10 protein-coding genes are annotated in these 12,968 nt (G+C 55.4%); 8 read left to right on the forward strand and 2 right to left on the reverse strand.

Features of this window, described 5'->3' with window-relative positions; all coding sequences use genetic code 11:
- The first annotated feature begins 1 nt into the window (after position 1).
- The 8 genes from G5574_RS21335 (at position 2) to G5574_RS21370 (ending at position 9,446) form a co-directional block, all read left to right on the forward strand.
- Positions 2-1,867 carry an ABC transporter ATP-binding protein gene (locus tag G5574_RS21335; RefSeq protein ID WP_164483157.1) on the forward strand — a complete coding sequence of 622 codons (1,866 nt, stop codon included), beginning with the start codon at positions 2-4 and terminating at the stop codon, positions 1,865-1,867.
- Positions 1,868-1,889: 22 nt separating this feature from the next.
- Complete coding sequence (locus G5574_RS21340; RefSeq protein WP_164483158.1) at positions 1,890-3,431, forward strand: glutathione ABC transporter substrate-binding protein; 1,542 nt, start codon at positions 1,890-1,892, stop codon at positions 3,429-3,431.
- 81 nt (positions 3,432-3,512) lie between these two features.
- Complete coding sequence (locus G5574_RS21345) at positions 3,513-4,445, forward strand: ABC transporter permease subunit (protein ID WP_015065583.1); 933 nt, start codon at positions 3,513-3,515, stop codon at positions 4,443-4,445.
- Positions 4,442-5,326, forward strand: a complete 885-nt coding sequence (locus G5574_RS21350) for an ABC transporter permease subunit (RefSeq protein WP_033737479.1) — start codon at positions 4,442-4,444, stop codon at positions 5,324-5,326. Before G5574_RS21345 ends, G5574_RS21350 begins: the two co-directional genes overlap by 4 nt.
- 2 nt (positions 5,327-5,328) lie before the next feature.
- Positions 5,329-6,372, forward strand: a complete 1,044-nt coding sequence (locus G5574_RS21355) for a DmpA family aminopeptidase (RefSeq protein ID WP_164483159.1) — start codon at positions 5,329-5,331, stop codon at positions 6,370-6,372.
- A complete protein-coding gene (locus tag G5574_RS21360; RefSeq protein ID WP_058701349.1) occupies positions 6,369-7,190 on the forward strand; it encodes a M55 family metallopeptidase in 822 nt (273 codons plus the stop codon). Before G5574_RS21355 ends, G5574_RS21360 begins: the two co-directional genes overlap by 4 nt.
- Before the next feature lie 571 nt (positions 7,191-7,761).
- On the forward strand, positions 7,762-8,670 hold the full coding sequence (locus tag G5574_RS21365) for a LysR family transcriptional regulator (protein ID WP_032413424.1): 909 nt from the start codon (positions 7,762-7,764) through the stop codon (positions 8,668-8,670).
- Positions 8,671-8,987: 317 nt separating this feature from the next.
- On the forward strand, positions 8,988-9,446 hold the full coding sequence (locus tag G5574_RS21370; RefSeq protein ID WP_164483160.1) for a hypothetical protein: 459 nt from the start codon (positions 8,988-8,990) through the stop codon (positions 9,444-9,446).
- 59 nt (positions 9,447-9,505) lie between these two features.
- Here G5574_RS21370 and G5574_RS21375 read toward each other — a convergent pair whose 3' ends face one another.
- Both G5574_RS21375 and G5574_RS21380 read right to left on the reverse strand, forming a co-directional pair.
- Positions 9,506-9,688: a hypothetical protein gene (locus G5574_RS21375; RefSeq protein ID WP_133745147.1), complete on the reverse strand. Its 183-nt coding sequence runs from the start codon at positions 9,686-9,688 to the stop codon at positions 9,506-9,508.
- A gap of 83 nt (positions 9,689-9,771) precedes the next feature.
- The gene (locus G5574_RS21380) at positions 9,772-11,688 is read right to left on the reverse strand and encodes a methyl-accepting chemotaxis protein (protein ID WP_164483161.1); all 1,917 of its coding nucleotides are present in this window, start codon (positions 11,686-11,688) and stop codon (positions 9,772-9,774) included.
- Positions 11,689-12,968 lie beyond the last annotated feature (1,280 nt).

The raw sequence follows: 12,968 nt of genomic DNA on the forward strand, positions 1-12,968 counted from the left end.
GATGACGGACACACGACTCACTTCTTCTGCCACACGTGCTGACGGTGCATCACCGGTGCTTGCTGTTCAGGACCTTAGCGTCTCATTTCGTGGACGCAGTGGTGAGAATCAGGCGCTGAAAGGCATCAGTTTCGCCATTTATCCAGGCGAAATTGTCGCCGTGGTGGGCGAGAGCGGCTCAGGTAAATCAGTCACGTCGCTGGCCGTGATGGGCTTGCTGGCGAGCAGCGGCCGTATCGATCGCGGCAGCATGCAGTTTCGCGATCGCCGCGGAGAAGTTCATGCGTTAGAAACGCTGGATGACAGTCAGCGCCGCACGTTGCGTGGCCGTGAAATGGCGATGATCTTTCAGGAGCCGATGACCTCACTGAATCCGGTGCTGCGTATCGATGATCAACTCACCGAAGCGTTACGCGACCATCATCAGTGCGACAAGAAACAGGCTCATGCGCGCGTACGTGAACTGCTGCGACAGGTACGTATTGCCGATGTCGATCGCGTCATGAAAAGCTATCCGCACGCGCTGTCCGGCGGGATGCGCCAGCGCGTAATGATTGCTCAGGCGCTGGCCTGTGATCCGCAACTCCTGATTGCCGACGAACCCACGACGGCGCTGGACGTCACCGTACAGGCGCGCATTTTACATATCCTGCGTGAGCTGCAACGCGAGAAGAACATGGCGGTGTTATTTATCACCCATGATATGGGCGTTGTGGCGGAAATTGCGGATCGTGTTGTGGTCATGCTGCGTGGCGAAGTGGTCGAGCAGGGCACCGTGCCAGAGATTTTTGCCGCCCCGCAGCATGCGTATACCAAAGCGTTGCTGGCAGCCGTGCCAAAACTGGGCGATATGCGTGAATACGCGTGGCCGCAACGCTTTCCTCTGTTGGGTGCACAACAGGCGGCGCAACACGAACAGCTGACGGCGCGCTACGACAGCGAACCGCTACTCGATGTACGTGGGCTAAAAGTGTATTACCCCATCCGTAGCGGCATCTTCTCGACCCATACGCATCATGTGCATGCGGTTGAGCAGATTGATTTCAGTCTGTGGCCGGGTGAAACCCTGGCCATCGTGGGTGAAAGCGGCTGCGGTAAATCGACCACCGGGCGTGCGCTGATGCGCCTGATCGCCAGTGAGGCGGAAAGCATCCACTTTGAAGGAAAGGAAATCTCTCATCTGAAAGAGGCGGCATTCCAGCCGCTGCGCCGTGAAATTCAGATGGTGTTTCAGGACCCCTATGCGTCACTGAATCCACGTCTGACGGTGGGGTTTACCATTGCCGAGCCGTTGCTGTTGCATGGCATGGTGGACTCACTGGAACAGGCTTCTCCACACATTGATGCGCTGCTGACAAGCGTTGGGCTGTTGCCGGAGCACGCGCGCCGTTATCCGCACGAATTTTCGGGCGGTCAGCGCCAGCGTATTGCCATTGCCCGCGCGATGGCCCTGAAACCGAAAGTGATTATTGCTGATGAAGCCGTATCGGCCCTTGACGTTTCAATTCAGGCGCAGGTGGTGAATCTGATGATGGATCTCCAGCAGCAAACGGGCGTAGCCTGGATATTCATCTCTCATGATATGGCGGTCGTCGAGCGCATTGCCAACCGCGTGGCGGTGATGTACCTCGGCCAGATTGTCGAGCTCGGACCACGCCAGTCGGTCTTTAATCAACCGCAACATCCTTATACCCAACGTCTGCTGGCCTCCGTGCCGGTGGCGGATCCCGAGAACCGTCAGCCTCGCCGTTTTGATGACAGCGAAATTCCTTCGCCGTTGCGAAAGGTGGGCGAAACGGTCACGAAACCCCGTTATCGGCAGGTTGCACCGCAACACTGGGTCGCTGACGGCATTGCATTGCGATAATCCTTAACGACCAGGAGATTTTATGAAAACGCTGTTCCGCCGTACTTCACTCGCCCTCGCCTTAACGACGACACTGGTCATGACCGCGCAGGCACAGGATCTGCGCATTTCAATGTATGCCGATATTACGGGGCTCGATCCGCACGATACCTCGGATAATGTCAGCTACTCGGTGCAGAGCGGTATCTTTGAGCGCCTGTTTCAGTTTGATCCCCAGATGAAGCTGGAGCCCTGGCTGGCGACCGGTTACACCTCCAACGACAGTGCGACGGAATTTACGCTGACGCTGCGTAAAGGCGTTACCTTTCAGGACGGTACGCCTTTTGATGCGGAAGCAGTCAAAGCGAACCTTGATCGTCTGGCTGACCAGAAAAAAGGGCTGAAGCGCAATAGCCTGTACAAAATGATCGATAAGGTGACGGTGCTGGCACCCGATCAGGTGAAAATCTCACTCAATCAGTCATTTGGTGCTTTTATTAACACGCTGGCGCACCCTTCGGCGGTGATGTGGAGCCCGTCGGTTCTGAAACAGTATCCGGACGAGGCCCAGTTGCGGCTGCATCCGGTGGGGACCGGACCATTTAAATTCGTAAACTGGACTCCGGGCAAAGCGGTCACGCTGGCGAAGTATGACGGTTACTGGCGGCAGGGCTGGCCCAAAGTCGATCAGGTGATCTTCACACCCAGCCCGGAAGATGCGACACGGGTTGCCGCATTGAAATCGGGTCAGGTGGATGCCATTTGGCCTTTGCCTTCGGATCTGATCGCGGCGGTGAAGCAGGACAGCAACCTCGCGATTCAGCGCGATCCGAGCATCTATCTCTATTACATGGCGATCAATACGCAGCATAAGCCACTGGCCGATGTTCGCGTGCGCCAGGCAATCAACTATGCGATTGACCGGCATCTGTGGTTGAAGGTGGCCTTTGCCGGTTTGGGTAAACCGGCTACCTCCGCGATGCCGGAAGGGGTGCAGTTCTATGAGAAGCAGAGCGATCCCGATTACCACTATGCGCCGGATAAGGCCAAAACGTTGCTGAAAGCGGCGGGCTACCCGAATGGGCTGGATCTCAAGCTCTGGGTCACCAATGCGACCGCCAGCGTGCGCGCCGCCCAGGTGCTGAAGGCGCAACTGGCCACGGTGGGTATTCGCGCCACGGTGACACCGATGGATTCCGGAACGCGCAACGCGAAGCTGTGGGGCGTTCAGGACCCGAAAAAAGCCGAATTTGACCTCTATTATGGCGGCTGGTCGACGTCTACAGGCGATGCCGACTGGGCTCTGCGTCCGCTGTTCGCCACCGAATCATGGGTACCTACCTCGTACAATGTCTCCTATTTCAGCAATCCTGACGTCGACAAGGCGATTGCTGCCGGGCTGGCGACGGCCGATCCGGCAAAACGTGGTATCGCCTATGCACAAGCGCAAAAGCTGTTGTGGAAAGAGGCCCCCGTGGCGTTCCTTGGCACGCCAGACAATCTGGTAGGCAAACGCAGCACCCTGAGCGGCGTTTCGATGCTGCCTGATGGCAATCTGTTGTTTACTCAGGCGTCGTTTAAATAAGTCGCGGATGTCCCTCACGTGCCTTTGCCGGTTGCGGCGGCACGTGAGGCTCCCCGTCTCACCTTTATTTCAGGGAATGGCATGTTTGCATACATCATTCGCCGATTGCTGGAGATGATCCCGGTTTTGCTGGTGGTCTCGCTGCTGGTTTTCGGTTTTATCAAGCTGCTGCCGGGCGATCCGGCGCGCATTTATGCCGGACCGGATGCACCGATTGAAGCGGTCGAAGCGGCACGTCAGCACCTCGGGCTCAACGACTCGTTGCCGCAGCAGTATGTTAACTGGATAGACAGCCTGTTACATGGCGATCTTGGCACCACGTACCGCACCCAGCAACCGGTGCTGCAGGTGATTAAGCAGGGCTTCCTGCCCACACTGTGGCTCGCCTTAGCCGGTTTCGCCTGGTCTGTGCTTCTCGGCCTGATGCTTGGCGTACTCGCGGCCCTGAAACGAGGGAAATGGCAAGACTGGACGCTAATGAGCGTGGCGGTGGGCGGTATCTCGATGCCGGCGTTCTGGCTGGGGCTGCTGCTAATCCAGTTCGTTGCGATGCCTTTTGGCCTGTTCTCGGTCAGCGGCTTTAACAAGGCCAGCGATATTGTCCTGCCCGCCATCACGCTGGGATCGTCCGTTGCGGCGGTCATGGCACGCTTTACCCGCTCGGCCTTCCTTGAAGTGGCACAGGAAGATTACGTGCGCACCGCGAAAGCGAAAGGGCTGCGTAACCGTCTGGTGACGTGGAAACACGTGATGCGTAATGCGCTCATCCCGGTGATCACCATGCTGGGGTTGCAGTTTGGTTTTCTGCTGGGCGGTTCGATTGTCGTGGAAAGCGTCTTCAACTGGCCAGGGTTAGGCTGGCTGTTAATTGAGTCGATCAAAGCGCAGGATCAGCCGGTCATTCAGGCGCTGGTGATGCTGTTTGTATTTGAATTTATCGTCATTAATCTGCTGGTGGATCTGCTTTACGCGGTCGTCAATCCGGCAATTCGTCTGCGACAGGAGCCGAGATGAGTCATCAATCGCTGACTGACAACCCGCCTCAGGTCATTCGCTCGCCGTGGCGCGATTTCCTGCATGCTTTTGTGCGCAATCCTCTGGCGCTGGTTTCAGGCGGATTTGTCCTGCTGTTGATTCTGGTGGCGATCTTTGCGCCCTGGCTGGCTCCCTGGGATCCGATGGCACCCGACTGGATGGCGTTATCCTCGCCCCCTTCGGCAGCACACTGGATGGGCACCGATGAACTGGGGCGCGACCTGCTCAGTCGTATTATCTATGGGGCGCGTATTTCGCTGTATGTCGGCGTGCTGTCCGTGACGCTCGGCATGATTGTCGGCGTCGTGCTGGGGTTGCTGGCGGGCTATTACGGTGGCTGGGTCGATATGCTGATCATGCGCGGTGCCGATGTGTTATTCGCGTTTCCCGGCATGCTGCTGGCCATTGCGGTGGTGGCGCTTCTGGGAACGGGCCTGAACAATGTCATCATCGCCGTCGCGGTGTTCAGCGTGCCCGTCTTTGCCCGGATTGTGCGCGCCTCCACGCTGTCATTGAGACAGGCTGCCTATGTGGAAGCCGTGCGCTGTGCCGGTGCACCCGACCGAATCATTATCCTGCGCCATATTCTGCCGGGCACGCTTTCCAGCGTCATTGTTTATTTTACGATGCGCATTGGCACCAGTATTCTCACAGCGGCAGGCTTAAGCTTTATTGGCCTCGGACCGGAGCCGGATGTGCCTGAATGGGGCAATATTCTGGCCATGAGCCGGAGCATGATGATGGCGGGCGCGTGGCACATGAGCGTGTTTCCGGGGCTGGCGATTTTTATCACGGTGCTGGCGTTTAACCTGCTCGGCGACGCGCTGCGTGACACGCTCGACCCGAAACTCAAGGGCTGACGATGGACTTTCAACAATGGCAGTGCGAACTGCTGCTGGATCGCTGGCGTAACGAGCGTCAGTTGGGGCAGCCGCGTAGCGCATGCGGCCCCACTAATCGCATCAGCGATGTGGCTGGTGTGCGCGTCGGCCACGTCACGCTGGCTGAGGGAGAGCGGCAGACTGGCGTCACCGCTATCGTTCCGCCGGGTGATAACCTGTTTCTCACGCCGCTGCCGTGCGGAGCTGAAGTTCTGAATGGCTTTGCGAAACCGGTCGGACTGACACAGGTCGAGGAGCTGGGTGTGTTACACACGCCGATTCTGCTCAGTAACACGCTGGCGGTGGGCACGCTGTTTACCGCGCTGGTAAGGGATGCCATCCGTCGTAACCCGGAACTCGGGCGGACGCTGCCGACGGTGAACCCGCTGGCCCTGGAGTGCAACGACGGCTGGCTCAATGATATTCAGGCGCTGGCCATCAGTGAGGCGATGGCGCAGGAAGCATTGCATACAGCCGCAGCGGACTTTTCCCGCGGCAGCGTTGGCGCAGGACGCGGGATGAGCTGTTTTAATCTGAAGGGCGGGATCGGCACGGCCTCGCGTGTTATTCCGTCGCTCAATGCCACGCTGGGAGTGCTGGTGCTGGCGAATTTTGGCGCGCTCAGCGCGCTCACGCTTGACGGTGTGCGACTCGGTGAAGTGATTGCACCGCTGCTGGCAGGAGAGGCACCGCAACGTGATGCCGGTTCTGTCATCATCGTGATGGCGACGGATGCGCCGCTGGATGCGCGTCAGTTGAAGCGTATCGCGAAGCGTGCCGGTGCCGGCCTCGGGCGGCTGGGCAGCTACTGGGGCCACGGCTCGGGCGATATCGCCGTAGCGTTTTCAACGCAACCGCTGCCGCAACCGCCGCAGGACGCCATGCTGGAGCCGCTGCTTGCCGCCGCGGCAGATGCCACCGAACAGGCTGTACTCGATGCCTTGTTGAGCGCAGAGCCTGTTACCGGCTTTCGGGGTCACCATCGCCCCTCACTGACTCAGATTCTGGACAGGTTAACCACATGAAAATTTTTATTTCTGCCGATATTGAAGGTATCGCGGGCGTTATGCGTCCGGAGCAATGCACACCCGGCAACCCGGAATATCAGTTGGCCCGTGGTCTGATGGAACAGGAAGTGAATGCCGCGATTGAGGGGGCGTTCGCGGGAGGCGCAACGGAGGTGGTCGTCGCAGACAGCCATGCGCAAATGACCAACCTGCGGGCGGAAAATCTTGATCCCCGCGCCCGGCTGGTGCAGGGCAAACCGCGCGGCTTGTCGATGGTTGAAGGCATAGAACAGCAGACGTTCGACGGATTATTTCTGGTGGGCTATCACAGCGCAGCAGGCGAACCCGGCGTACTGGCGCACACCATTAATGGCCGTGCATTCTGGCGTATCCATATCAATGGCCTGGTGATGGGCGAAACCGATATTTACGCCGCTGCCGCCGCTGAGCAGGGCACGCCACTGTGGCTGGTCACGGGCGACGATCAGCTACAGAGCTGGATAGCAGAGTATTACCCAACGGTTGACTACGTTTGTGTCAAGCGCGCCATTTCCCATACCTGCGCAGAATCCATTAGTCCCAAAGCGGCACAACGTGCCATAGGCAGTGCTGCACGCGCCGCGCTTGAGCATCAGCGCGATACGCGCACGACCCGGTTGACCGCGCCTTATCATATGCAGCTTCAGGCCAGCAAACCCGTGTTGGCCGATCTGTTCTGCCTGATCCCCGACGTCACGCGCATCGATGCGGTTACCGTGGGATATCAGGCAGAGCGGATGGAGACGTTGATCAGCTTGCTCAGTGCATTTTCTTACCTGGCGAGTACCCAGGCGTAGCACAGGGACAGCCATGAGGTCAGGGGCGGGTAACCTTCGCCCCTGCAGCTTCCTTTTTTCAGAAACATCGCCGCCGGGCGCGATCGTGCGCACTGACCGACAATCCGCCACCAGGCACCGTCGATCCACATGAGATAACCCGGCCGTCTCCCCGCTGCACCATGGCAGGGCGAACGCCTGGCTTTACCCTTTTCAATAATTCAGCCAGTGAGGGGAAATGGGCCGATACCGGCGCGATTTACACCTGTTTCCCCTTGCTTAAGCCCGGCGCCGCCTTATTTCAGCGCAAGGCGGTAGCGGGTCGCTTCGCCTCCCTCTGTTTTACGGTACAATTTTTGCAGCAGGGATTGTCCTGTCTTTACCCGCCCGGATCGTATCGGCAGTAAGGAATAACGACAGAGGCAGGACAGATTCAGGCGCTGGCCGTTTCTTTGCCCGTACCGCGGGTGAGATGACAGATGGTTCAGGTTTTCCATTTTGATTCAGGCGTTGGCGGTGCTGTAAGTGAAGCGCTGAAAAGGGTGCATCACAGCGGCCTGCGGGTAGCTGAATCCACACAGGGTAAATAATGATGCGGCTCCGTCACATAGAAGTCTTTCAGGCCATCGTACAGACCGGCAGCATCAGCGCAGCCGCGCGCCTGCTCAACGTATCGCAGCCCAATATCAGCCGCGTGCTGAATCATGCAGAACAGCAACTGGGCTTTGCGCTGTTTGAGCGGCGTATCCAGGGCATGAGCGTCACGGCAGAAGGGCGACGGCTGCTGCCAGAGGTGGAAGACCTCTACCAACGCTTACAATCCATCACCCAGCTCACTGAACAACTGCGACGCGGCGAAGGGCAGATCGTCCGTGTTGGTGCGGCTCACGCTTTCGGTCAAATGGTGTTGGCACCGGCATTGGTCACCTGGCGACAACAGGTGCCCTCGGTCAGCGTTGAGCTGGTCACGGAACACTTTAGTACCTTATGCCAAATGATCCTGGAGAATCAGCTTGATTTCGCCCTGGTCTTTGGTCAGCAGGTGGATGCAGCGCTGCTGGCGGAACCGCTGTTTCAGTCGTCAATGGTGGCGCTGCTGCCGCCAAATCATCCCCAGCATGAACCCGTTACGCTGGCATGGTTATGCGCGAATAACCTGCTGATGATGCAGACCCAGGATCCGCTTGGGCGCGTCCTGCACCGCGCGCTACGCGATAAAAAGCTGAATCCGGCGGTGTCGTTATCGATTAAAACCTACTCGGTGATTGCGGATATGGTACTGGCGGGCGGCGGTGTGGGCGTGGTGGATCTGTTCACGGCTTGCCGCTATGCCGAACAGCTAAAATTACTCCCCGTCGCGCAGCCGTTGCCGTTTGAAGTGATGCTGATCAGCCGTCGTGATCAACCCCAGTCCCAGTCCACGCTGCAACTTAAGCAGGTCATTCGCAACAGGCTGTGGGAAATCGCCCGCCAGTGCGAAGCGCAGTTTATTTGTGACTGAGCAAATAAACGGTGGTACGAGGTGCGTTCAGGCCTTTCGCCGCGCCTGAACGGCCCTGGTCGGGCTTTTCAGATGCGCGTTGTGGCTGGCCTGACGACAGGTTGCGCCGTTTTTCCTGCACCGGTTTACGTCATTCCTGATCGGGTAAGGCGACAGAGGGCTTTATGATGGTGCTGTTTAGCCAACTCGTAGCGATTCTGACCCTTCCTTGCAGTTGCCTTCAGATGTCATAAATCTGGCATACAGTTATCCAGTTGCGTCAGCACAACGAAAAAACATTACGTCGTAAAACGCGCTCAACCGAGTGATAGTGATATATGGACGATTTAGAATTAACCCTGGCAAAAATGGCACAGCAACTGAATCAGCACGCTTTGCCCTGGATGGTGATCGGGGGAGCGGCCATGGTGCTTTACGGCCTTGAAAAGGGGCCGGTGAACGATATCGATATTGTCCTGCCTTCGCATGCCGCGGCTTTTCTGAGCAAGAAATACGCCTGGCCCAACTATGCTGATGAGACGTCTTTACGGTTCCGCTCCGACTTTTTGCTGCGACCTGAGACTGGTCCGGTGCCGGTTGAACTCCTCGGTGGCTTCCACATTTTGACAGAACAAGGCTGGACAGCTCTCTCAGTAGGCGAAACCGTTACCGTGAGTATCAGATCGCAGCAGGTGTTTTTACCCGTGAAAGCACAACTTGCGGCCATTCTTCGCCTTTGTGGTCGTGAGAAGGACCTCAAGCGTATGATGCGCCTGAGTGGCACTTACGTTTCGTAAGGTAAGGATGCTTCCTGACTGAAGGGCTTTCACATTTCCTCAGGCACTGAGTGTACAAATCAAATGAACAGTTTTATTGCTTCGATGATTGCGGCTTTACGCTGACTGCCTGTTTCCTGCTGCAGAATGCTGTAGAGCTTATCAATTAACGTTTTCCGCGTGATTGAATCGGCTTCATAAAACAGGGCTTCGGCTGCCTCACCAACGATAATGTGAGCGGTATGCATTTTATTTTCAGTCACGTATCCTCCCGATGCCGTCAGGCGCATCAACCCTTGCTGAGGCGCGTCACACACAGCGCCCCAGCACGGCCTTGCGTTATGCCTTAAAATGTCTCCCAGTTGGCGTCTGAGGTTTTCACTGAAGCCGGAATGGGCCGACTGCGCGCGATCACCGGAGCGCTGGTCACGGTCATTGAAGAGGGCGCCGGTAACCGAAATACGGCCACGGTTTTTTCAAGTTCCAGCGCCTGATCCTCCAGGCTGCTGGCCGCCGCAGATGACTCCTCAACCAGCGCAGCATTCTGTTGCGTCGTGGTATCCATTTCCGTCATCGCCTGCGCTATCTGGGTAATGCCCCGGTTCTGCTCGTCAGACGCGGCAGCGATTTCGCCCATAATATCTCTGACCTGAGTGACGGATTTGACGATATCTCCCATGGTATTACCGGCACGGTTAACCAGTTCGGTACCGTTGTTTACGCGCTCCAGGGATTCGCGAATGAGTGCCTCAATTTCTTTTGCCGCAACAGAACTGCGCTGTGCCAGGCTACGTACTTCACCTGCTACCACAGCAAAGCCGCGTCCCTGTTCGCCTGCCCGTGCCGCCTCGACCGCGGCATTCAACGCCAGAATGTTCGTCTGGAAAGCAATACCGTTAATGACAGTGATGATTTCTCCAATTTTGCCCGAGCTCTGACTTATCCCACCCATCGTGGCGATCACGTCGCTGATAATTTCCCCGCCACGGCTGGCGTTATGTGATGCTTCGGTAGCCAACTGGCTGGCATGATGGGCGTTCTCAGCATTCTGTTTTACGGTTGAGGTCAGCTCTTCCATACTGGCAGCGGTCTCTACAACGGCTGCGGACTGCTGTTCTGTTCGTGAGGAAAGGTCAGTATTACCTGCTGCAATTTCAGAGGAGGCGCGAGCTACGCTGTTCACACCGTCACGGACTTTTGAAATGATAGTGCGCAGACTGTGATTCATGGCACCGACGGCGGTCATCAGTTCGCCCAGTTCATCAGTACGCGAACTGGTTATTTCTGACGTCAGGTCGCCTGCTGAAATGCGTTTTGCTGAAGAAAGCGTCTCTTTCAGGGGAACGGTAATGCTACGGGTCATTCTCCAGGCGACAACAAGGCTAAGAATAATACAGGTAATCGTAGTGAAACCTATCTGCCAGAGGGCGGTATGTATGTACTCTTCAGCCATCTGAGACTGGAAGAAAGCCAAATCTGTCATGGATTGATTGAGTTTGCCTGCGGCGGCCGTCATGTCGTCTGAGGCGTGTTTCTCTGCGTTAACGGCAAGAAGATAGTTGTTCAACAGCACAGGGCCGGACGTTGTTTTTTGCTCCACTTCGGCTAACAAGGTAGTGAATTCTGAAGCGGACGGACCGGACAGCTGGGTCTTAAGCGATGAGAGGGTATCCCTGATGCCAGCAAATTTATCCAGCGATGACGAATCTGGCGTTTTAATAAATGCCTGCACATAAAACGCGGCCTGTTCGATCTTCAGGCTCAGCGTGAGCAGTTGAGCAGCGTCAGCAGGAACGGACGTCTGTCGGGCTGCCAATTTTTCTGACAGCGCGGCCAGTTCCAGGCGGTTCAGTTCATTCAAGGAGAGGACGGTTTTGTCTGTACTCGCAAGAAAAGTCTGCCGTTTCTCCCGATACTGATTCAGGGCAACGCTGAGAACAGAAAGCTTTTCACGCCCGGCCGTGGACCAGGAGTAGTGCTCCAGGCTTTGCCGTAAACCCGAAAGCTGGTTCATTGCCTCGCCATTGATTTCGATAAACTTCGTCTCACGAGTATACTGAAAAAGTGTGCGGTTAAGCCGGGCTTTAGCCAGTGAATCCAGCATTTGTACGGTAATGTCACGTTTGGCAGAGTTCTCTTTGATATTTAAAAAACATTTGAGCGCCAGCGAAGAGATAATCAGTGAGGCAAGAATAACTAACAGAAAACCCAGAACCAGTTTCCCGCCTATCTTTAAATTATAAAAGCTTTTTATAATTTTCATTTAATTAACCCTGTGTTGAACGTTACCCCGAGCCTTAGGTTTTCTCAGGCGGTAATCGTGTATCGGCACAAAAGATACATTCCTTATGCTTCTTTTGTTTTTTTATCTGCCGTTTTTAACTTTCTTTGATTTTGATCAATTTTATTGTTCTTTCTCCACAGGTTGAAAATCATGGCGTTAACTATTGCTCGCGTTACCATCTGTATTCTAACTGTGTTTTTTAAACGAGTCGGGATATCGCTGGGGCACGTACTACCTTGACAGGTAAAAAGGGCAGTGTGCTTTTTGAGGTTGAAATACAGGCTAAGCCTTTTCACACGAAACAGAGTAGAGAAGGTGTCAGTGGTGCCGGAAAAGGCGTAGTAAAGACAGGCTAAGTGTGTGTACGGTTATTTCTGTTAAATAAATTTCAAAAACATCCTGACTCGCTTAATCATTCTCATGTCAGCTCTTTTTAAACAAAGCAATTGCCCGGTTACTTTTCAGGACAATTTAATATCGCAGTAGACCTGTAAAAAGTCCGGCTGATAATCCTGAGTGGTATTACCGCCTCGTTTGCAACGCTCAGGCATCAGTACAATAATAATTTAACGTGGGTGCCTGCTGGCGCCTACAGCTAAAGTAGCCTGGAACTGTTTAGTTGGTTCACCCCCGCTATTGAGTGGGGGCGTTTTTTTACTTCGGCCCAGGGCTGGCGCAGCATCTGTATTATCTTTGCGATGAAGAAGCTGACGCGCAGGATGAATAATATCCGCAGGAATATCTGATTAAATACGCTGAAGCAGGAATCTCACAGGGAGGCTTATGATGTTACCTATAAATAAAAATCGCAGTTTTCCACCAGACATGGGCGATTCTCAGTGAAATTACAAGCCAGCCTCAGTGGGCTTAACCCGAAACTGCCGATATGTGGCAATAGCATCGTCTGGGCGTGAGCCCGTGACTCAGACATGGCAGGTTTCGTTTCGGACGGGTAAAGCGTTAACCCCCGATTACGCCTGATACAGGGCGGCCAGCGTCAATCGTTCTGTAAAAGGATGTTAACGTTAAATGCCACTCTCTTTTTGTCGAGCCCCGAACGTCTTTTTAGGATGTGTAGCTGAATGTCCGCCACCGCCACGGCGCTTATCCCTATTTTCTTAACCCCTCTCCGCCAGTCCTTGCCGGCTAAGAATAGCGTATAAGGTTTTTTAAAGTACCAGTGAGAACTATTTTTCATGACCGCTACTTTTATTCGCATCGGATAGCGCTTTAACTTTACCCGGTAATAATTCTTTTAT

The organism is Pantoea stewartii (assembly GCF_011044475.1).
In the GTDB taxonomy this organism is placed as follows: Bacteria; Pseudomonadota; Gammaproteobacteria; order Enterobacterales; family Enterobacteriaceae; genus Pantoea; species Pantoea stewartii.

What these genes read in the sequence shown, in the direction of transcription:
- G5574_RS21335 (WP_164483157.1), top strand. Translation starts at nt 2, where the DNA reads ATGACGGACACACGACTCACTTCTTCTGCCACACGTGCTGACGGTGCA.
- G5574_RS21340 (WP_164483158.1), top strand. Translation starts at nt 1,890, where the DNA reads ATGAAAACGCTGTTCCGCCGTACTTCACTCGCCCTCGCCTTAACGACG.
- G5574_RS21345 (WP_015065583.1), top strand. Translation starts at nt 3,513, where the DNA reads ATGTTTGCATACATCATTCGCCGATTGCTGGAGATGATCCCGGTTTTG.
- G5574_RS21350 (WP_033737479.1), top strand. Translation starts at nt 4,442, where the DNA reads ATGAGTCATCAATCGCTGACTGACAACCCGCCTCAGGTCATTCGCTCG.
- G5574_RS21355 (WP_164483159.1), top strand. Translation starts at nt 5,329, where the DNA reads ATGGACTTTCAACAATGGCAGTGCGAACTGCTGCTGGATCGCTGGCGT.
- G5574_RS21360 (WP_058701349.1), top strand. Translation starts at nt 6,369, where the DNA reads ATGAAAATTTTTATTTCTGCCGATATTGAAGGTATCGCGGGCGTTATG.
- G5574_RS21365 (WP_032413424.1), top strand. Translation starts at nt 7,762, where the DNA reads ATGCGGCTCCGTCACATAGAAGTCTTTCAGGCCATCGTACAGACCGGC.
- G5574_RS21370 (WP_164483160.1), top strand. Translation starts at nt 8,988, where the DNA reads ATGGACGATTTAGAATTAACCCTGGCAAAAATGGCACAGCAACTGAAT.
- G5574_RS21380 (WP_164483161.1), bottom strand. Translation starts at nt 11,688, where the DNA reads ATGAAAATTATAAAAAGCTTTTATAATTTAAAGATAGGCGGGAAACTG.